The following is a 21,598-nucleotide window of genomic DNA, read 5'->3' on the forward strand; positions in this document are numbered from 1 at the left end:
TAGGTCTGATAAAATTAATAATAATATAATGTTATATGAATATATCGAATAAATGGAGATAGCAATTATGGTGGCACAAATTTTATATCAGAAAGTTGCTGATGATATTAAGAAAAATATTTTATCAGGTACTTATGAAGTCGGAACATTAATACCAACTGAAAATGAATTAGAACAAACCTATGAAGTTAGTAAGATCACCGTTCGTAAAGCTGTGGAATTATTAGTGGCCGAAGGATATTTGAAGAAAAAAAGTGGAATTGGAACGCGAGTTATTAGTAATAATCTATTTAACAAATTATCTAAAGCCCGATCATATTCTTCAATAGTTAACGAGCAAGGAGATTTAACAAGGAAAGTTTTGGAAGTTAAAAATTTGAATTCCAATGATACCCCACTTAAAAATGTTTTTAAAAATAGAAATATAACCTTTATCAGAAGATTGTATTCATTTGATAATAAGCCGTTTATTATTGTAAAACATTATTTGCCTAACATTAGTATTGATGAGGATGCGACAAAACTGGAATATCAGTCACTTTATAAATTCATGAAGGACAACGGTCAAGAACCATATAGTTTTAAGGACTCATTCAGTGCAGTAAATTTGGATAATGACGAGAAAGAAATTCTTCAAAAAGAAGATACATTAGCATTACAACGTATCAGAAGAGGATTTAATACTAATGGTGATTTAATTGAATATACTATTTCAACTTATGATAGTGAACAGTTACCATATGAAATTGAATATGAAGTTTAAAATGAGATTCCCAAGGAAAGGGAACCTTATTTTTTTATTTCATGGAAAAAACTTACCTTTCTAAATTTATACATAATCAATAAAGCTCCCAGAATGGTCACAGCTGGGATAATAAAATTTCTAATCCACAATTGAGAAGTTAATAAAGTTATAATTAATATACTAATAAACGAAAATACGATTGTTTTGAAAGTTGACAATTTATAAATCCAATTAGGTAGAATGTGCTTTTCTACCAATAAGACACAGAGTACGAAATAGGCAAAAATGAGAATAATCATGGCCATAACCCCCAACGAGTTTAATATTATATGCAAAGCATACACTAAAAAATGATAAAAGGAAACGTTTACATCATAATATTATAATGTTATGATGAAACCGGATTAAATATAAAAAATTGAGGGGGTATTTGACGTGAATACAGTTCTGACTTTTTTGGAAAAGCATTTTATGCCAGTTGCCAATAAAATTGGTAGTCAACGTCATTTATTAGCTATTCGTAATGGATTAATTTCGATTATGCCATTAACGATTGTCGGTTCTATTTTTGCAATTTTTCTAAATATTCCAATTAGTGGTTATGACGAACTTATCGCACCAATTCGTCCGGCCTTGGATATTCCGTTTCGATTTACTATTGGGGTAATGGGACTTTATGCGGCATTTGCGGTTGCTCATTATCTCGGATCTTCTTATAAGGTGGATCCGTTAAGTGCTGGATTATTAGGAACACTAGGTTATTTGATTAGTGTCGTTAATCCAATTCAATTGACAAAAGATGTTGGTGGAATGTCTGCCGGTAGATATATGTCGATTGGAGATATTAGTTCTACTAGTTTATTTGGCGCTATTGTTGCTGCTTTGATTTCGGTTGAAATTTATCGATTCTTTATTCAACATAAAATTACGATAAAGTTGCCTGATTCTGTACCACCTGCTGTTTTGAAATCATTTGAAGCCTTAATTCCGGCTTTTGTAATCATGGTTTTGTTCTGGGGATTACGTTATGGATTAAAATTCGACATTAACAGTGCTATTACTGCACTAGTTCTACCACTGAAAAGTTTACTAGTAGGTAACAGTTTAATTGGTGGTTTGATTACCATTTTCTTGATTCAACTATTTTGGTCATTTGGTATTCATGGTGAAAACGTTTTAGGACCAATTTTGAGACCAATGTGGGATGCTGCTATTTTGGAAAATATGGATGTATTCGCCAAAACTGGTAACGCACATAATTTGCCAAACCTATTTACGGAACAATTTTTCCAATGGTTTGTTCAAGTCGGAGGTTCAGGTACTACGATTGCTTTAGCAATTTTGTTCTTAACTTCCCGTTCAAAATTTGTTAAACAAATGGGTGGATTAACTATTGTTCCTGGTGTTTTCAATATTTCTGAACCATTAGTATTTGGAACACCAATCGTTATGAATCCAATTTTAATAATTCCATTTATTGTTGCACCAATGGTCTTAACGATTGTTTCATATATTGCTACAGCAACTGGCTTAGTTCCAATGATGATGGCCAAACTTCCATTTACTTTATTTGGCCCATTAGGAGCTTTGTTGAGTACAAACTGGAGTATTCCAGCTGCTATTTTAAACGTGGTTAATATTTTAATTGCACTAGTAATTTACTATCCATTCTTCAAAATTTTTGAAAAGCAACAATTGGCTAATGAAGCTAAAGAATTAGAAGAAGAAGCTCAAAAACAAGAAAATGATGGTGTTGTTGGTGTAGAAAACTAAACTTCGAGGATGAAAATATGTCAGTTTATCGGATAGTTAAGTCTGCTGAAGAATCAGATTTTTATAATTTAACTCTATATGCTTTTAATCGTACAGATACAGTTCAAAGACAAAAGTTTTTTCAAAAGTTATTCGAAAATAGTTATGCCTATGGAGCATTTGATCAAGACCACATTCAAAGTGGATTCTTGAGTATTCCCTTTTCGTCACAACTAGGAATTGATAAATTCAAAACCTGTGGAATTAGTTATGTTAGTAGTCTGCCTGAAAGTTCAGGAAAAGGTCATATAACAAAATTAATGGGAAAAATGTTTGAAGATATGGACGATGAAGGGTTTGATGTCTCTTATTTGGCACCTTTCTCATTTCCTTTTTATCGTCGTTTTGGCTATGAAGAGGTCTTTGATCGAACCTCTTATCATGTTCAAAACATTGACTTACCAAAGTTCAAAATGCCAGAACACATAGTAAGTCCTGAACTAAGAATAAAAAGGTATCCATTGAGTGAAGGACTGCAGTATATAAAATCTTTTCATAACGCCCATCCCTTTAGTCAAAATGGAGGGATTTTGAGAAATAATTGGTGGAGTGAATACCTAGTCTTGAAACACGCTTGGGAAATAGCTATTTGCTTCAAGAATGAACGTATCTGTGGGTATGTGATTTTTACTAGGAATAAAAATACTAACTTTTTAGTCAACGAGTTATTTTACGATTCAAATCCAGCACTTTTTAAACTACTTTCCTTTATTGGGCAATATCGAACGGCATATAAATTTTTCGATTACGTTTCAGGTAATCCACAACCAAAAATGGATATTTTTCCAGATCCTCATGAGAAGAAGACTCTAACCGTTTCTATTAAGCCGTATATGATGGCTAGAATAATCAATCTGCAAAGATTTTTGAGTAATTATCATGTATCAAAAGATATCAATGATCAATTTTCAATAAAAGTTGTTGATCAGTTTATTGAGAAAAATGATAAAGTTTGGGAAATTGAAATAAAGAATGGAACCATTTCAATTAATCAAAGTTCTAAGACCAATTATGATTGCGTGATTTCTATTCAACGTCTAACACAAATTTTGTTTGGCTACAAAAAATCATCAGAAATTTTTGATTGGGATTTGAATGAGAATGCAATTAATCATTTAAGTAAATTAAGTAAAAATAATTTAGTTCCCATGCTTTGGGACTATTTTTAAAAAATTTCCGAAAAAGGTTATCAAAGCTTTTTTCGGTTTTTTTAACTAGAGAGGTGTAAACATGGCACAAATTTTATATCAAAAGGTAGCTGATGATATCAAAAGGAATATCTTATCCGGATTTTATGAAGTGGGAAACTTGATGCCGACGGAACACGATTTGGAAGAAAAATACGGTGTTAGTAAAATTACGGTTCGAAAGGCAGTCGATCAACTAGTTGCAGAGGGGTATATTGCTAAAAAAAGTGGTATCGGAACTAGAGTAATTAGTAACGACTTATTTAATAAACTTTCAAAGGCTAAATCGTATTCGTCGATTGTGAACGATAAAGGGAAGCTGACAAAAGAAGTACTGGAAATAAAATATATGGGTTTGAAGGACACACCGATAAATCAGACCCTAGTAGAGCCGATTCTATATATCAAGCGTATTTATCTTTTAGACGGTAAACCTTTTATCGTTGTTAATCATTACATTCCTAATGTAATGATTAACATTCAAAAAAGTGAACTTCAGAATAAATCACTATATAAATTTCTAAAAGATAATGGAAAAAACATAAATAGTTTTAAGGATGAATTTACAGCTGTTAATTTGGATGAAACCGAAAAGCAACTTTTAAATAAAAAAGATACTTTGGCTTTAAAGCGAATTCGTAGGGGCTTTGACAAAAAAGGTGAATTAATTGAATATACAGAATCCATATATGACAGTAGTAAAATGCCGTATGAAATCGAATATGAAATTTAATATTTTTATTTAACCGTTTACATCATAACATTATAATGTTATGATTTTATCGAAAAGAAAGAAGGGATTAGAAATATGGATAACTTGGTAACGTTTTTAAATGCAAAGATTTTACCATTTGCCAATAAAATGGGAAACCAAAGGCATATGACGGCTATTAGAAAGGGAATTATTTCAACCTTACCATTGACGATTGTGGGTTCATTTTTCACATTGATCAATAATATTCCGATTGATTCCGTTGCTAATGCTCTTGCCCCTTATAAAGAAATATTAGATATACCTTTTAGATATACAGTTGGTATTTTGGCTTTATACGCAACTTTTGGGATTGCTTCATCACTAGCTGAAAGTTATAAACTTGATAAATTAACTAATGGTGTTTTAGCAGTTTTATCATTTTTAGTTTCAACCGCTACACCGATTCACGTTTTAGAAAATGTTAAAGGCGTCATTGATGCCGGTAGATATATAAATATCGCTAACTTGAGTGCTTCATCACTATTTGCTTCGATTGTTACTGGACTCTTGACCGTTGAGATTTATAGGTTCTTCAAAGAAAAGAATATTACGATCAAAATGCCTGATGGAGTTCCACCAGAAGTTTCCAATTCATTTGTGGCTTTGATTCCAGCGGCTTTCATCTTGATTTTCTTCTGGTTACTTCGTAACGTTTTAGGTTTCAACATTGCAACATTTTTAAGTATGATTTTGATGCCATTGAAGGGTGTCTTAGTTGGTAACAGCTTGTTCGGTGGATTACTAACAATCTTCTTAATTACTGGTTTTTGGACATTAGGTATTCACGGTGCTGCTATCATGGATCCAATCATCAGACCTTTCTGGGAAATGTCCATCGCTCAAAATATGAGTGAATTCGCAGCTGGTACTAGTGCAAATCATCTTTCTACAATCTTTACAGAACAATTCTTACAATGGTTCATTTGGATCGGTGGTGCCGGTGGTACGTTGGCATTAGTAACTTTGTTCTTGTTCTCCAAATCAGCTTACTTAAAAGATTTAGGAAAGCTTTCCTTCCTACCAGGACTATTCAATATTAATGAACCAGTTGTTTTCGGTGCTCCAATCGTTATGAATCCAATTTTAGGTATTCCATTTATCGTTGGACCACTTGTTACTGGTACTTTATCTTATATTTTGACAATCACTGGAGTAGTTCCAATGATGATGATGAGATTACCATTTACGGTTCCAGGACCAATTGGTGCTTTGATGAGTACTAACTGGAGTATCCCAGCATTTATCTTAACTTGTGTGAACTTCATAATTGATTTAGCAATTTACTATCCATTCTTCAAGGTTTTTGAAAAGCAACAACTAGCAAAAGAAAATAATAATAAATAAGTGATTTGAGGGTGATTATATGATAATTTTTCTACTAATTTTAGTTTTCTTCTTAGGTTCAGAAATTTCAGTTCAAAAAGGTCTCTATCCTAAGTTTTTAAAAAAATTAACAGCTGGAAAATTAATTATGTTCTCCCTAGGCACATTATTAGGATTGGCAGCAATTAGTTTCTTCATTAAAGATGCTGTAATTCTATTACTTTTAGGAACAATTTATTTCTCAGTTATCATTTCAAATCATTACATGAACGGATTTTCTAAAATGGAAAGAGGTAGAAAAATATGACCAAACGCACTTTAGGAGTTTCTCTTTATCCTGATCATAGTAATTTGAATGAAGATAAAGACTATTTGAAATTAGCAAGTAAGTATGGATTCTCAAGAATCTTTATGAGCATGCTAGAAGTTTCTGAAGGTAAAGAAAAGGTTGCAGCTAAATTTAGTGAATTAATCAATTTTGCTAAAGAATTAGGCTTTTCAACAACTTTAGATATTGCACCAAATATTTTTGATCAATTAGGAATCTCCTATGACGATTTAAGTTTTTTCCATGATTTAGGCGCTGATTCTATTAGATTGGATCAAGGATTTGATGGTCAAAAAGAAGCTTTGCTGTCGTTTAATCCTCAAAATATGAACATTGAATTGAATATGAGTAATGATGTAGCTTACTTAAATAATATTTTGAGTTATTCGGCTAACAAACCTTTTATTCAAGGCTGTCATAATTTCTATCCACAACGTGGAACAGGTTTGCCACTGAACTTTTTTGAGAGTGCTTCAAAGAGATTTAAGCAACAAGGCATAGATACAGCTGCCTTCATTACTTCCCAATCAGGAAAGATTGGTCCTTGGGATATTAATGACGGCTTGCCAACACTAGAAATGCATCGTGACTTGCCTGTAGAAGTTCAGGCTAAGCATCTATTTGCTACTAACTTGATTGATTGTGTAATTATTGGGAATGCTTATGCTTCAGAAGATGAACTGAGGAGACTAGGAGCAATCAATCGTTACCAATTAACTTTCAATGTATCTTTAACAAAAGATATTAATGATGTTGAAAAAGAAATTTTACTGAATAATCAACATGTTAGACGTGGTGACATTACAGACTTAGTTATCCGTTCAACAGAAGTCAGAAAAAAATATAAAAACGATGAAAATCCAGTCAGTGGCACTCACGAATTTAAACGTGGTGACGTTGTGATTGGAAATGATAATTTCGGTAAATACAAAAATGAATTACAAGTGGTTTTACAAGATCACATAGATGACCGTAAGAATAAAGTAGCTGAGATAAAAGAAACTGAACGATTCCTTCTAGATTATGTTGGCCCATGGGATAAGTTTAAATTTGAGGAGTGATTTTTTTGACGACGGTTTATATAAAGAATGGTAAAAATGAAAAAGAGGAACCAATTGAGGTTTTGATTGAAAATGACAAGATCAAAGCCGTAGGTACAAACTTGAACGTTGAAGCTGATAAGGTAATTGATCTTCACGGAGATTCTTACGTCAGTGCTGGGTGGATCGATGATCATACTCATTGTTATGAAAAATTGTCACTTTATTACGATGACCCAGATGAAGATGGCTATAAGACTGGTGTCACAACCGTGATTGATGCCGGGTCAACAGGTGCTGATAATATCGGTGACTTTTATAAAATTACTAGAAATAAAAAAACAAATGTTTTTGCAATGATCAATATTTCTAAAACAGGAATTTTAGCTCAAGATGAATTGGGAGATATGTCACGTCTCCAATTTGAACCATTCCAAAAAGCAATCGATGATTATCCAGACTTTATTATTGGAATGAAAGCCAGAATCAGTAAATCGGTTGTTGTAGGTAACGGTGTAAAGCCTTTAGTTGTAGCTAAGGAATTTCAAAAGAAATTAAACAAAGACTTACCACTAATGGTGCATGTGGGAACTAATCCTCCTGAGTTATCAGAAATTATGGATATTATGGGAAAAGGCGATATTCTTACACATTGTTTTAATGGGAAAGCTAACGGAATTTTAAATCCTGATGGTTCAATTAAAGATTTCGTAACTAAGGGAATTGAAAAAGGAATTATTTTCGACATCGGTCATGGGACAGACAGTTACAACTTCCATACAGCTGAAACAGCTACTAAGAATAAAATTGCCCCTCAAAGTTTGAGTACAGATATTTATCATTCAAATCGTGAAAATGGACCAGTTTACAATATGGCCACATGTATTGAAAAGATTCTCCATTTAGGTTACACATTAGATCAAGTGTTACCTATGATTACAACTACTCCAGCCAAAAATTATAAATTAAATTCTAAAGGTAAGTTAGCCCAAGGAATGGATGCAGACGTAACAATCTTTAATGTTGAAAAGGGTAAAGAAGAACTAACAGATTCTAATGGTTTCAAACGTACAGCTGAAACATTAGTAAAACCTTTGTACAGTATTATTGGTGGAAAAACTTATTCTATAGGAGACTAAAATGGATATTTACGAGAAATATAATTTAAAACGTGTTATTAATGCAGACGGAAAAATGACGATTCTAGGAGTTTCTAAAGTTTCAGATGAAGTTGTAGCTGCTCAAAAATTAGGAGCACAAAATTTCTTTGAAATGTCAGATCTTTTAGTTCAAACCGGTAAGTATTTAGCCAATTTAGTAGGCAGTGAAGATGCCTTAGTAGTCAATTCAGCTTCTGCGGGTATTGCTGAAACATTGGCGGGAATTATTGGTCAAGGAAGCAAGTATCACGTTTACCATCCTTATACTGATAAGATTTCTAAACGAGAAGTTATTTTGCCAATGGGTCATGATGTTGACTATGGAACTCCAGTTGAAGTGATGATGAGTGTGGCTGGAGCAAAAATGGTTCCAGCGGGTTACGCCAATATGTGTTCACCCGAACATATTGAGATGCAAATCACTGATGAAACGGCAGCTATTCTTTATATTAAGAGCCATCATACAGTCCAAAAGAGTATGCTCTCCATTCCTGAAGCAATAGAAGTAGCTCACAAGCATAATCTTCCATTAGTGTTAGATGCGGCTGCTGAAGAAGATTTATTCAAGTATTTGAAGATGGGAGCTGATGTTGTAATTTATAGTGGTGCCAAAGCCATTGAGGGACCAGCATCAGGTGTTATCTTTGGAAAAGAACAATATATCAGATGGGCACGAATGCAAGGTGCAGGAATTGGCCGGGCAATGAAGATTGGAAAAGAAAATATTATTGGTTTAACTACAGCAATCACTAAGTATTTGGCTGATGGTCCAGAAACTGGTGAGGCTATGAAAGCTCGTTTGAAACCATTTATTGATAAATTAAGTACAATTTCCAATCTTAAAGTAAAAATGATTCAAGATGCTGCAGGACGTGAAATTTATCGTGCTGAAGTTATACCAACCGGTGATATCACTGCTAAAGAGATTTGTGAACAGTTACGTAATGGTAAAATCGCCATTTATGCACGTGAATACCGCGTAAATGAAGGAATCATCGAATTTGATATTCGATCTGTTAATGAGGATGAGATGGAACAAATTGTCTCGAGACTAAACGAAATCGTTGGGGGAAACTAACATGAAATTACTACCAAATTATCTAGAGAATGGTATTTGTTTGAACGTTTTAGCTAATTCAGTTCAAAATGCTAAAGATTGCTATGAAGCAGCAGAAGGTCACGTTGTTTTGGGTGTTTTAACTAAAAATTATCCTAGTGATGAAGCAGCAATTGAAGATATGAAAAAATATCAAACAGAAATCGACAATGCGGTTTCTGTCGGATTAGGTGCAGGTGATCCTAATCAAAGTGCGATGGTAGTGCGAGTTTCTAAAGTGATTCAACCACAACACGTTAACCAAGTTTTCACAGGTGTAGGAGCTTCAAGAGAAGCTTTAGGACAATCTGAAACTATTGTGAATGGACTTGTATCACCAACTGGCAAAGTTGGGGTTGTAAACATCGCTACGGGTCCTTTGAGTAGTCAAACAACACCTACAGAAGTTCCAATTGAAACAGCAATCGCTTTACTTAAAGATATGGGTGGTTCATCTATTAAATTCTTCCCAATGAAAGGTCTTGCTCATGAAGAAGAATATAAAGCTGTTGCTAAAGCATGTGCAGAAAATGACTTTGATCTTGAACCAACTGGTGGAATTACGCTAGATAATTTTGAGGAAATTGTCAAGATTGCTGTAGATGCCGGTGTTAAGAGAGTTATTCCACATGTATACAGTTCAATCATCGATAAAGAAACAGGTGACACTAAACCAGAAGATGTTGCTAAGTTATATGAAATAATCAAAAAGTTTTAGAGGTAGGAAAATGAATATTTTAGCATTTGGTGAAGCAATGTTACGCTTTACAGTTGCTGACAAGATGATGCTTGAACAAAATAATCATTTGACGGTAAGTACTGTTGGTACTGGTGTTAACTTGCTTAGTAGTTTATCTCATTTTGGTTATGATACGGCTTTATTGACAGTTTTGCCTAATAACCCTATTGGGAAAATGGCTGCTTCGGATTTACGAAAACTGGGTATCTCTGATAAAAAGCTGATTTTTGATGGTAGGAGCATGGGTAGCTTCTTCGTAGAATTAGGACATGGACCAAGGCCAGAGCGGGTAACGTATCAAGATAGATTATCTAGTTCGTTTTGTGAATTCAATGTGAATGGATATAATTTTGAGAAAGCTTTGGCTGGGGTGGATGTAGTTCATATTTGTGGAATTGCCTTGAGTTTAACGAAAAATACCAGAGAAGCGGCTCTAGCTTTGGCTAAACAAGCGCATGAAAATGATAAAGTTGTTTGTTTTGATTTTAATTACCGTGTGAGCTTAAATGAGGAAAATAGCCATGAGGTAATGAAGAAACGTTACCAAGAAATGTTGCAATATACGGATATTGTTTTCGGTAGCCGTCGTGATTTAACTGATTTATTGGATTATCCTAAGTCAGATGATCAAGAATTATTCCAGCAGTTTTGTAAGGACTATCAAATTAGTTTCTTTGCTGGTAGCAAGCGACTGTTTAAAGATGATAAAAAGTACTTTGAGGGTTTTATATATCATTCAGGGAAAATTTACGAATCTGCTCCTAGAGATTTGAATATTTTAGATCGTATTGGTAGTGGTGATGCGTTTGCCAGTGGTGTATTGACCGGTTTATTTGAAAAATGGGATTTTGAAGATACTTTGAAGTTTGCTATCGCTAATTCAGTATTAGCTCAAGCTTCGATGAACGATTCTCCTATTTTTACAGAAGAAGATGTTTTTAATTACATTGATAGCCAAGGTAACAACGATTTAATTAGATAAAATTTAGCATCCTTTTGAGGGTGCTATTTTTTTGTAAATTTTTTCACATTATTTTCTTAACGGGTAAATAGATTCTAAAGGCTTTGAAACCGTTTACCTAGTGAGCTCTATCACGTATTATCAAAGTATAGAAAACGCAAAGGAGATTAAAATAATGGCTAAAAAGATTGTTGCCGTCACCGCTTGTGCTGCAGGGATAGCACACACTTATATGGCTGCTGAAGCAATTGAAAAAGCGGCCAAAGAAATGGGCTATGAAGTTAAAGTTGAAACTGATGGTGCCATGGGTGCTGAAAACAAGTTAACGGATGAAGATATCGAAAATGCTGATCTTGCGATTATCGCAGCTGACATTAAGATAGATCCAATTCGCTTTACGGGGAAGAAGTTATTGATTGCTAGTTCAAATGATGCAATTAATGATGGAAAAGCTTTAATTGAAAAGGCCGAAAAAGAAGCGACTGTTTTTGGTAAAAAAGGTAGTAAAGTTGGTAAGATTCAAATTGGTAATAATAAAGAAAAGACAACCTTCTTTACTCATGTTATGAGCGGTATTTCATATATGATTCCAATGGTTATTGCCGCCGGATTGATTTTAACTATAGCGAACTTATACGCTTTCCAAAAAGATGATTTGGGAAGAATTGTTAAATGGGGATTTGATACCAAAACTTCAATGGGTATGTTGATGTCTAACTTATTCCAAGTAGGTCAAGTTGGATTTAAATTAATGATTCCGCTATTTGCCGGATTTGTTGCAATGTCAATTGCTGATAAACCTGCTATGGCTCCTGCAATGATCGGAGCTTATATCGCCAACGATGCAGAGTTGTTACATGCTAAAGCTGGTGGTGGTTTTATTGCCGCATTATTAGTTGCATTTATCGTAGGTTACTTTGTTAAGTTATTGAAGAAAATTAAGTGGCCAAAGATTTTCCAACCAATTGTTCCAATTATGATTATTCCTGTTATAGCGACATTATTTATATCGTTAGTCGTCTTTTATGTAATCGGGCAACCTATTGCTGCCGGTATGGATGCTCTTTACTCATGGCTAAACTGGGTAAATAGTCATTCAAGCAGTGCTCCTATTATTCTAGGTGCTATTATTGGTGCCATGATGGGATTTGACTTAGGTGGTCCTGTTAATAAAACTGCTTTAATTTTCGGTACTGCTGTATTTACTGATACGATGGCAAAATATGGACCAATGCATGCTAACTTCGTTCCTCAAACTGCTTCTCAAGCTGCCATTTCAGTTGCTCCATTAGGTGTTTGGTTAGCTACAATTATTTGGAAGAAGAAGTTCTCTAAAGATGAAAAGACTGCTGCTAGTGCTGCATTAGGTATGGGATTAGTTGGCGTTACTGAAGGTGCCATTCCATTTGTTGCTGCTGATCCAATTAGAATGATTATCGCTAACGTTGCAGGTTCTGCCGTTGCTGGTGGGTTAGTTGCCGCAACTGGATGTAAGTTCTATGGAGGAATTGGTTCACCATTAGGAACTTTCATTGGATATATTGAACAACCAATTCCGTTTATTACATGGATTCTCTGTGTATCTGCCGGGATTGCGGTTACCGCTTTGATAATTGGTTTAACGAGAAGTGATGCAGTTATTGAAGCTGCTAAGAACGTAGAAGAATAAGGTGTAGATATGGATAAAGAGATTTTTAATATAGAAAATATTTTTTATGATCAAACAAGTACAACTCAGGATGAGGCTTTTAAGAGCATTGGTCAATTCGTAGCTGAAAAAGGATACAGTAACTCGGCCGATGATTTTTATAAAGGTTTAAAAGCACGTGAAGTAGAATCAACTACTGGTTTTAAAGATGGGATTGCTATTCCACATAGTAACGACGATAGTGTGATAAAACCCGGTTTATTCTTGATTAAGTTTTCCAACGGAATTGAATGGAATGCATTGGATAAGAAGCCTATCAAAGTAGCTTTTGTCTTGAGTATTCCTAAGAACGGCTCAACAGAACATTTGAAATTATTAAGTAAGATTGCTAGAAAATTAATGGATGATGAATTTAGAACCTCAATTTTGGAAAATGATGATAAAAATATTTTATCTGATGCCATAGATCAAATTTAATTCAAAAGGGGGATAGCATCCCTCTTTTTTATTTAAGGAAGGAAATAGTATGAAAAGAGTACATGTAATTCAACATACACATTGGGATTTTGAATGGTATTTCACTCGCAACGAAGCAATGATTCAATTTGTTTATCACATGGATGAGGTTTTTGAATCATTAAGAAAACAAATTGTAGATTATTATCTTTTAGATGGACAAATGAGTATTTTAGATGATTATTTAGATGCTTATCCGGAAAAAAAAGCAGAACTTCAGAAGTGGGTTCGAGCTAAACGGTTATTTATTGGTCCTTGGTATACGCAAACGGATGAATTAATAGTAACTGGTGAATCTATCATTAGAAATTTGAGCTTAGGAATGAAATTAGCTGATGAATTGGGTGGTAGTCAAAAAATTGGTTATCTTCCAGATTCATTTGGTCAAGGAGCTGATATGCCTAAAATTTATAATGGTATGGGAATCCATGATGCAGTTTTTTGGCGAGGACTCCCTAAAGAAAAGACCAATAATCGAGAATTTAACTGGCAATCAGAAGATGGATCAAATGTGACGACAATTAATATTAAAGATGGTTATTTTGTTGGTGTCGGATTAATCGAAAATGATGATGCAGAAGAAACTATGAAAACGGTAGTTGCTGACACATCCTTAGATGATATTGCTTTACCAGTTGGTGGAGACCAGCGCTATGTTGATTACAATTTGAAGGATAGGATTAATTTTTATAACCAAGAACTAAAAGATAAGGATATTACATTATTTGAAAGTAATTATCCTAAGCTTTTTGAAGATATTAACAAACAAAAATCCAATCTTGATACTATTTCTGGAGAATTTATTACTAGTTCCGTTTCAAAGATTCATCGTTCAATTTATTCTTCAAGATATGATCAAAAGTATTTGAATGATAAAGTTGAACGAAGAATGATTTATCAGTTAGAGCCGCTTATGGCAATGGCAGATAGAATTGGAATACCATACAAGAAATCATTATTAGATAAAATTTGGAAGTTAATCGTTCGTAATCATGCTCACGATAGTGCTGGGGGATGTAATAGTGATAAAACAAATCAAATTATCTTGGAACGTCTGAGAGAGGCTGATCAATTATTATATTCAACTGTAGATTATTTAGTTAGAAAAATTTCTGAATCTGAACAAAATAAGAAACCTAATGACTTAACATTTTTTAATACGTTACCTTATCCAGTTAAGAAAAATGTTCATTTCCAAGTTTCTTTAAGTGAGAAAAACTTTGAAACCCTCGATGTAACTAATAGAGTGAATGTTGATGTGTTAAAAGTTACCAAGCAATATTGTGGTCAAATAAAACGTGATGAATCACAATATGATCCAAAAGACTATTATTATATTTTTGACTGTGTAGCAGATGTTACCTTGCCAGCTTTAGGATGGAAGACTTTAACAATCAAACCATTATCTGGTGAATTGGCAATTCTTGAGGACTTAAGAGAAACTGTTATTGAAAATGATGATTTTAAAATTGAATTTGATGATCAAAAGTTAAACTTGTTAAATAAGAAAAAGAATCAAGTAATTGCTAATTTTATAAAAATTGTTGACGATGGTGATGAAGGAGATACTTATGATTATTCTCCAGCATATTCGGATAAGAAATTTGATCTAACTTTTGAAGACGCCAAAGTTACTTGTCAAAATGGGAATTCCTTTAAAACTATGAAAATAATAGGCGAATGGAAATTACCTGCTGATTTGAATGAACGAGCAAATGGAGTTACAAATGGGAAAATTAGCTATCAGTTGATTTTGTCGTTGGATGATCAAGATAGCTTAATCAAGGTTCATCTATTAATTAATAACCAAATTAAAGATCATCGAATGCGGGCTGTAATTGATTCAGGCATAGATGATGTACAAACTAAATCCTATGCTGATACTGCTTTTGGTTATATTGAGCGTCCCGTCGTTGATAAGAATATTCACGATTGGAAGGAGAAAGGGCTTCACGAAGAACCAAGTTCTATATTCCCAATGTTACATTGGACCAATATTCACAATGAAAATACTGGTCTAACTTTGATGACTAAAGGGATTAAAGAATATCAAGTTGTTGGTAAAAATTATAATAAAATTGCATTAACTTTATTTAGATCAGTCGGATTTTTGGGACGTCCTGACTTAATCAGACGTCCAGGGGTTGCTTCTGGAAATCAATTTACATATATTCCAACACCTGATAGTCAATTGCAAGAAACACTGCACTTTAAATTTGCCATTAGTATTAATGGTAAATTTAATCCAGCAAGAAATATGAAGGAATTTCAAGAATACGCTATTAGTAATCCATATTATCAAGTACAAAATTTGAATCAATTTACGAATATCTTGAAGTATTTTGTCATGCATCCATTGAATAAAACTGTTGAAAACAGGCCATTCTTTGAACTTAAAAAAGATGGATTGATTTTCAGTAGTTTGACTGAATCAAAAGACCGTTCCGGCTGGTTGATTAGAATTTATAATCCTAATAAAATTAGTTATAGTGGAAACGATATAATTAAATTAAGACAAAAATGTCTAACTAGTTTGACTGATTTTACTGGAGAAATAATCAATAATTTAGGACTACAAGATAGTATCTCGGTTGGTAGTTTTGCTCCAGGAGAGATTAAAACTATCAAACTAGAGAAAGGAATTTGATGGCAGAAAAAGTAGATGATTTGTTTCTGTTAATTGAATCAAAGCGTAATGACTTTACTGATGTTGAGCAAGTGATTGCAGATTATTTTATTAGCAAAAGGGCAATTTTAAGTATTAGTAATCTAGCTAAAGAAATATCTGTATCAGCGCCATCGATTACTCGATTCAGTAAAAAATTAGGTTTGAACAATTATAAGGAATTAGTTTTCCTGTATAAGATGTCTTTGAGTGATCAAACAAAGGATGCTAGCTTAATTTCGACTCCGGTGACTGCCAGTTATCATGCATTGGCTACTAGAAGTGATGCGGCATATAGAAGTCAAGCTGTTCAAAACTTTTGTGATTTGATTTATTCTACAAGAATAATTTTGTTTTGGGGATTAGGATTTAATTCCTTTGCTGGGCAAGATTTCGAATTCAAGTTCACCAGACTAGGTAAATTTATACAAGTCTTCAGTGATCAGCATTCAATTTCTCTTTCAGCAAGTTCGTTGAAGAAAAACGATGTCGTATTAATTTCCTCGTTAAGTGGTAATGATCCAGATATTTTGGAAGCTGTTAAAAATGGAAGAAAAAAGGGAGCCCATTTCTTATTGATCACAACCAATGAGGATTCACCATTTATTGATTACTGTGATGAGACAATTTATGCAGCTAGTTTTTCCTCGAATGAGGCACTTGGCAATATTTCGCCACAAATACCAGTACTTATTCAGCTGGATATTATTTATTCAAAATATATTAGCATGCACAAGAAAAGTGCAGGTAAGTGGTTATTGTCAGAAAATATTTTGAAAAAATAAAAAAAGCTCACAAATTTGTGGGCTTTTTTTGATGGCTTAGTTAAACGGATCCTGCATCTGGGTGACATAAGTCAACATCCGTTCGGAATAATTATCTTCATCAAATAGTCGTTTTATCTCGCCATTCAGGACACCTAGGTTATCCGTTATAACGCCATCCGCACCTAGAAAAATCATGTGGTCCATGGATTCCTCGTCATTGGCTGTCCAAGCGAAAACTTTTTTATTCTGTAAATGTGAACCATCGATGAAACGCTGATTCAAAGTAGTGTATTCCATCGTAAAGTCATTAGCTTTAGAAATCGGGATGCCGGCTAAATTAAACGACAAAATGTAGCTAGCTTTAACTTTAGGCATGTAGTCCTTACTTTGTTCGATGTACTTGTAACTCAGTGAGTGAACCATATTCTTGTCTTCTAGCATTCGGTCACCGTATTTTTGCGAGAATAGTTTAACGAAGTTTTTCGAATTACCAGAAACAGCCTTAAATTCAACTAGGAGTTTTTGGTCAAGCTTTTCAGATGCCGCCAGGTAGTCGTCAAAGCTTGCAATATAGGCAGTTTTGCCATTTTCATGAATCTTAATTTTTTTAAGCTGAGCCAAAGTCAACTGACTAGGACGTTTGTTAATGCCAGCTAGCCCTTTTAAGGTATTGTCGTGATAGACAACGAATTGGTGATCCTTAGTTTCTTGAACGTCCATTTCGATGTAAGTTGGCTTCTCTTTTGAGGTAGCTTTCATTGCTGAAATTGAATTTTGAACACCATTACCGTCGTCAACACCACGATGTGAAACAGTTTCTGGTGGGGTGAGTAGCCAGTCATTAAAGTACATCGAATTGTAACTGAAAAAGCCAATAATCGCACTGACACCAAGGATGCCCCAGAACCATTTGTGAGAGCGGTGCGACTGCTTAGGATAGAAATAATGCGTGTGCGTCTGACTCAACATGATCAAAACTGCGACACCGGCCGCATAGATACTCATAACGATATTGATGAATTGAATCAGAGTCATGTTGAAGACCGCAATGGTGAAATCGAAATTGGCGAACAATTTGAAGTAATCAATCACCCACTGAAATCCAATTACGATGCTGGTGAGTAAGGACCCAGCCACCGAAATAACGGCCATTAAAATTAAAAAAGTTCCTAAATAATAAATAGTTCTGCCGTGGGTCATCGACCAACTACGTCTGATAGCCAACTTGATAGGCTTATTTTCAAAAATCATCAATGGCAAAACGAATAACCATCGTAATCCGATGTAGGCAACCAGAAGATAGACAACCAATAAAAGCAGTGCCAATGGTAAGTGTTCTTGAATTAACCAATCGAGAATGAATTGAGGAATCTTAACTTTATTTAAGAGAGTTGAAGAAATTCCCAAAGTTCCGAAAGGTGTAATAATCAGAAAATATAATAGGAAGAAACCGAAAGCTTTGAACGGTAAGCCCAAAACATTTTTGGAAACGCGTTTCAAATATTCCCACCAACTAAGACTGGCCTTGGATTTGATAGCTTGAAAACTAATTAACAGAAAAGTAAATTGCGTGAATACTAACAATAATATTAATAGTAATAAAATTATTAACCCAATTACTACCAGTGGTTTCTTAGTAATTAGATATAAAACGTTGGTATAAGAAATATATTTGACGTTGCCGAGAAAAATTATCCCATTAGCCAAATAGTTTAAAAGTGGTACAAAAATATAATTTATGAATAGTTGTATTAGAATAATTATTTGACTATATTTCCAAAAATAACGCCAAAAATTACGATTTTGTTCCCGAAATTCGGAAAATATTCCCATATTGCTTTCCCCCAAAGTTGTAACATACCCAATTATTATATAATGAATTTTAAAAAAGGACTGATAAATTTGAAAATGAGTTTATATCATCAACCATTTGCCGCTATTAAGGCTGGAACGAAGAAAATTGAGGTTAGATTAGCTGACGAAAAACGTTCACGCCTGCAAGTTGGCGATACGATTGAATTTACTGATTTAGACACTTCTGAAACTATTTGCGTGAAGGTTTTGGGATTAGAGAAGTTTGCGACCTTCAAACAGTTATTTGCTAAATATTCGGGAACCATCATTGGTAGTCCCGAAGACGAATCAATTGCCGATTTAGACCGCGAGAATCAAACGATTTATTCTAGAGCCCGAGAAATGCAGTATGGAGCCTTGGCAATTAGAATTCAGATTATTAAATAATCATTTTATTTTTATTGACATCATTTTTATAAAAATATGTTTGTTTAATGTGGGTTCGAACAACAATATTCCTATATTACAATAATTACGAAAATACAATTAGTAAAATTTTGGAATATAGGAGATGAAGGTATGACGAGAAAGTATAAAATTATTAAAAACTTTTTGATAATTAGTTTCTTGATGTTGATTACCTTCTTAGGTACAACTTTAACGACCGTCCACGCGGCTGATCCAGATGCTTCTTCGACAGTCGACAGTGATATTACTTGGAACAGTTACGCCAGTTCGTATTCTTCCATGCAATTGATCAATATCGGTGGGCAACTTGATTTAGGTTATACTTTTGGATTAGCACAAGATACCAATGGTAACGTCTTTACTCCGAATAGTGCTGATGGGTTAGTGAAGACTAACAATGATAGTACCGTTACTAAAGATTCAGGTATTGCCGGTGCTAACAACATTTATAATACGAAGATGAATATTTTCTTACGAAATAATCAAAGTTACGTAGGTTCAGTCTTCCAAGGAACCCACACTAGTTCAATTGTGAGTGATCGGACAGAGCAAGTGTCAATGACTTCTCCCGATTTCCTAATTGTGCCGACAACTATGCCATCAACAGTCACGGCTAAGGATTATTCATTGTTATCTAATATGACAAATAAGAAAATTTATACCGGAACTGATAAAAATGGACATTTGGCTCTTAAAATCGTCGGTGATTTCGTTCGAGGTACGGGCACTGGAAATAATGCCTTTGATTTGAGAGCGGAAATTCTACTGCGAGCTTCGCCGACTAATTCAGCTGACATTCAAAGAAAGCTGTATTTAACCAACAATTCTGACCGGACACAAAGTTTTCAAGTCATGTTCGGTGAGGATACGATGTTGAGTAAAAATGACCGTGTTAATATTAAGGATTTAGGTACGAGAAATGGTCTTTATATCGAAGATGGTAGCTACAAGTTAATGGTTACTAACCAGTTACCTAACGGCTTTGATCAATACGCTGGACAAGCTTTTACTTCTGGCTCGATGAATTGGGCGAAAGGCTTTGATAAAGACGGTAATGGGGCTGAATCACAGGGTTATAAATATGGTGAAAGTATCACCGGAACTGGTTTGATTGATTCAAGTTACACGTTGAAATGGAATCCCACAACTTTGAATAAGGGTGAGTCATCACAATATGGTTCGACAATGGGTGTCACGGCTAACCCCTATGCTTTACCGGTTGTATCTAAGAGCTATACGAATGAAACAACTGGAAATGCCGGCGGAGTTGGTAAAAACAATATCAACGATAAATTAAAATTCAGCTTGCACGTTAAGAATAACGGTTATGGCAGTAAGTGGACTTATAAAACGCTAAAAGATAAGATTCCTGACGGTTTACAGATTGATCCTAACTCCATAAAGATGCGTTATAACGATGGAACGACAGAAAACTTGTCAGCGGATAACTATGACGCTGAAACTAAAACGTTGACTATTTCACCAGCCTTAATCTTAAGCGATGGTGAGTCCGCGACGATTACTTATGAAGCAACTATCACTAGAGCTGGCGGAGGCAAGACTATTACCAATACCGCTGACTTTACCGGGCATGATACCAAGACAGATGATAAAACATACAGTGCTTCGGTTGATATTGACGTCGAAAAGCCCAACTACAATTTTGATTTCACCAAAGAAGTTAAGAACGTAACCAATGGTGAGACAGAATTTAAAGATAGTACTGATGCCAAAATCGGTGACACGGTTGAATATCACATCTATTTTGGTGTGACCGCTGATAGTACGCAGTCATTGGCAAAAGGTTCAGAATTGGTGGAGAATTTACCAACCGGATTAAAACAAGATGGCAATGCAACTGTTAAAGGACCAGACGGCGTTGTGTATGGTTCAAGCAGTATTGGAACCGGTATTTCAATAGTACAACCAGGCGAGAATCTAACCATTGATTTCAAGGCCAAAGTAACTGCGGAGGCAGTCGGACAAATTCATAACGCCGTTACAATTACAGGCGGTGTTACAACGCCTGGCAACGAAACGATTCCGACGATGACTTCTACAGACACTATTGTGAATGTTCAAAAGTCCAATGCCTTTACCTCGGTACCAAGCATAATAGACTTTGGTTCTGTCAACCTGGCTGGATCATCAAAGACAATTACTAATGTTGCTACCAAAGGAGAGTTAGTCGTCACTCATCCCGATGCCAATAACTTCAACGTTAGTGTCGCTTATGACAACGACAACGTTGATACTCAAATGAAAACTTCCAATGGCGATACACTACCAAGTGATAGTAGTGGATTATTATTTATCAAACAAAGAGATAATTCCGAAAATGATCTTGGTACATGGCAACCACTGTTACCAACAGGAACCTTGATTCGAACCAGCGATTTCTCCGGATCACAACAATCACTTAACTTAACTAATTACGTCGGTGCGAATGATTGGCAAATGCAATTATCGCCAAATTCTACCGCGGGAACTTACAATGGAACATTAACTTGGAGTTTAAATGAATCAATATAAAAGATAATTTTTTGTGCTTAAAAAAAGGCCAAGGTAATCATACTATGATTACCTTGGCCTTTT

General features: G+C 34.5%; 18 protein-coding genes. 17 read left to right on the forward strand and 1 reads right to left on the reverse strand.

All coding sequences use genetic code 11. The annotated features are described in order from the left end of the window. Positions 1-67 precede the first annotated feature (67 nt). The 15 genes from EGT49_RS06700 (at position 68) to EGT49_RS06770 (ending at position 16,759) form a co-directional block, all read left to right on the forward strand. Complete coding sequence (locus EGT49_RS06700) at positions 68-763, forward strand: GntR family transcriptional regulator (RefSeq protein ID WP_135372750.1); 696 nt, start codon at positions 68-70, stop codon at positions 761-763. A 417-nt stretch (positions 764-1,180) separates the two neighbouring features. After that, a complete protein-coding gene (locus tag EGT49_RS06705; RefSeq protein WP_135372752.1) occupies positions 1,181-2,518 on the forward strand; it encodes a PTS sugar transporter subunit IIC in 1,338 nt (445 codons plus the stop codon). A 17-nt stretch (positions 2,519-2,535) separates the two neighbouring features. Next, positions 2,536-3,726 (forward strand): GNAT family N-acetyltransferase, encoded by a 1,191-nt coding sequence (locus EGT49_RS06710; protein ID WP_135372754.1) that lies wholly within the window; start codon positions 2,536-2,538, stop codon positions 3,724-3,726. 61 nt (positions 3,727-3,787) lie between these two features. Beyond that, on the forward strand, positions 3,788-4,477 hold the full coding sequence (locus EGT49_RS06715; protein ID WP_135372756.1) for a GntR family transcriptional regulator: 690 nt from the start codon (positions 3,788-3,790) through the stop codon (positions 4,475-4,477). 75 nt (positions 4,478-4,552) lie between these two features. Then, positions 4,553-5,842 carry a PTS sugar transporter subunit IIC gene (locus EGT49_RS06720; protein ID WP_135372758.1) on the forward strand — a complete coding sequence of 430 codons (1,290 nt, stop codon included), beginning with the start codon at positions 4,553-4,555 and terminating at the stop codon, positions 5,840-5,842. 19 nt (positions 5,843-5,861) lie between these two features. Continuing rightward, positions 5,862-6,128 carry a hypothetical protein gene (locus EGT49_RS06725; protein ID WP_135372760.1) on the forward strand — a complete coding sequence of 89 codons (267 nt, stop codon included), beginning with the start codon at positions 5,862-5,864 and terminating at the stop codon, positions 6,126-6,128. Beyond that, complete coding sequence (locus EGT49_RS06730) at positions 6,125-7,210, forward strand: DUF871 domain-containing protein (RefSeq protein ID WP_135372762.1); 1,086 nt, start codon at positions 6,125-6,127, stop codon at positions 7,208-7,210. The genes EGT49_RS06725 and EGT49_RS06730 overlap by 4 nt, the downstream gene beginning before the upstream one ends. Positions 7,211-7,215: 5 nt before the next feature. Continuing rightward, a complete protein-coding gene (locus tag EGT49_RS06735; RefSeq protein ID WP_135372764.1) occupies positions 7,216-8,328 on the forward strand; it encodes an amidohydrolase/deacetylase family metallohydrolase in 1,113 nt (370 codons plus the stop codon). Position 8,329: 1 nt separating this feature from the next. After that, complete coding sequence (locus tag EGT49_RS06740; RefSeq protein ID WP_135372766.1) at positions 8,330-9,427, forward strand: DgaE family pyridoxal phosphate-dependent ammonia lyase; 1,098 nt, start codon at positions 8,330-8,332, stop codon at positions 9,425-9,427. A gap of 1 nt (position 9,428) precedes the next feature. Next, positions 9,429-10,163: a 2-dehydro-3-deoxy-phosphogluconate aldolase gene (gene dagF, locus EGT49_RS06745; RefSeq protein ID WP_135372768.1), complete on the forward strand. Its 735-nt coding sequence runs from the start codon at positions 9,429-9,431 to the stop codon at positions 10,161-10,163. 10 nt (positions 10,164-10,173) lie between these two features. Then, a complete protein-coding gene (locus EGT49_RS06750) occupies positions 10,174-11,166 on the forward strand; it encodes a sugar kinase (protein WP_135372770.1) in 993 nt (330 codons plus the stop codon). Positions 11,167-11,320: 154 nt separating this feature from the next. Next, positions 11,321-12,814 carry a PTS fructose transporter subunit IIC gene (locus tag EGT49_RS06755; protein WP_135372772.1) on the forward strand — a complete coding sequence of 498 codons (1,494 nt, stop codon included), beginning with the start codon at positions 11,321-11,323 and terminating at the stop codon, positions 12,812-12,814. Positions 12,815-12,823: 9 nt separating this feature from the next. Continuing rightward, positions 12,824-13,270 carry a PTS sugar transporter subunit IIA gene (locus EGT49_RS06760; RefSeq protein ID WP_135372774.1) on the forward strand — a complete coding sequence of 149 codons (447 nt, stop codon included), beginning with the start codon at positions 12,824-12,826 and terminating at the stop codon, positions 13,268-13,270. Positions 13,271-13,319: 49 nt separating this feature from the next. Beyond that, on the forward strand, positions 13,320-15,956 hold the full coding sequence (locus EGT49_RS06765; protein WP_135372776.1) for a glycoside hydrolase family 38 N-terminal domain-containing protein: 2,637 nt from the start codon (positions 13,320-13,322) through the stop codon (positions 15,954-15,956). Continuing rightward, positions 15,956-16,759 (forward strand): MurR/RpiR family transcriptional regulator, encoded by an 804-nt coding sequence (locus EGT49_RS06770; protein WP_135372778.1) that lies wholly within the window; start codon positions 15,956-15,958, stop codon positions 16,757-16,759. The genes EGT49_RS06765 and EGT49_RS06770 overlap by 1 nt, the downstream gene beginning before the upstream one ends. A gap of 36 nt (positions 16,760-16,795) precedes the next feature. On the opposite strand, the gene EGT49_RS06775 is transcribed toward EGT49_RS06770, so the two are convergent. Further along, a complete protein-coding gene (locus EGT49_RS06775) occupies positions 16,796-18,574 on the reverse strand; it encodes a glycerophosphoryl diester phosphodiesterase membrane domain-containing protein (protein ID WP_135372780.1) in 1,779 nt (592 codons plus the stop codon). A 75-nt stretch (positions 18,575-18,649) separates the two neighbouring features. On the opposite strand from EGT49_RS06775, the gene EGT49_RS06780 reads away from it, so the two are divergent. Together EGT49_RS06780 and EGT49_RS06785 are read left to right on the forward strand one after the other, a co-directional pair. After that, entirely contained in the window at positions 18,650-18,982 is a 333-nt protein-coding gene (locus EGT49_RS06780; protein WP_246013807.1) for an ASCH domain-containing protein, read from the forward strand. A gap of 132 nt (positions 18,983-19,114) precedes the next feature. Then, a complete protein-coding gene (locus EGT49_RS06785) occupies positions 19,115-21,535 on the forward strand; it encodes an isopeptide-forming domain-containing fimbrial protein (protein WP_135372784.1) in 2,421 nt (806 codons plus the stop codon). Positions 21,536-21,598: the final 63 nt, after the last annotated feature.

This window comes from Companilactobacillus suantsaicola (assembly GCF_004745525.1).
GTDB classification, from domain to species: domain Bacteria; phylum Bacillota; class Bacilli; order Lactobacillales; family Lactobacillaceae; genus Companilactobacillus; species Companilactobacillus suantsaicola.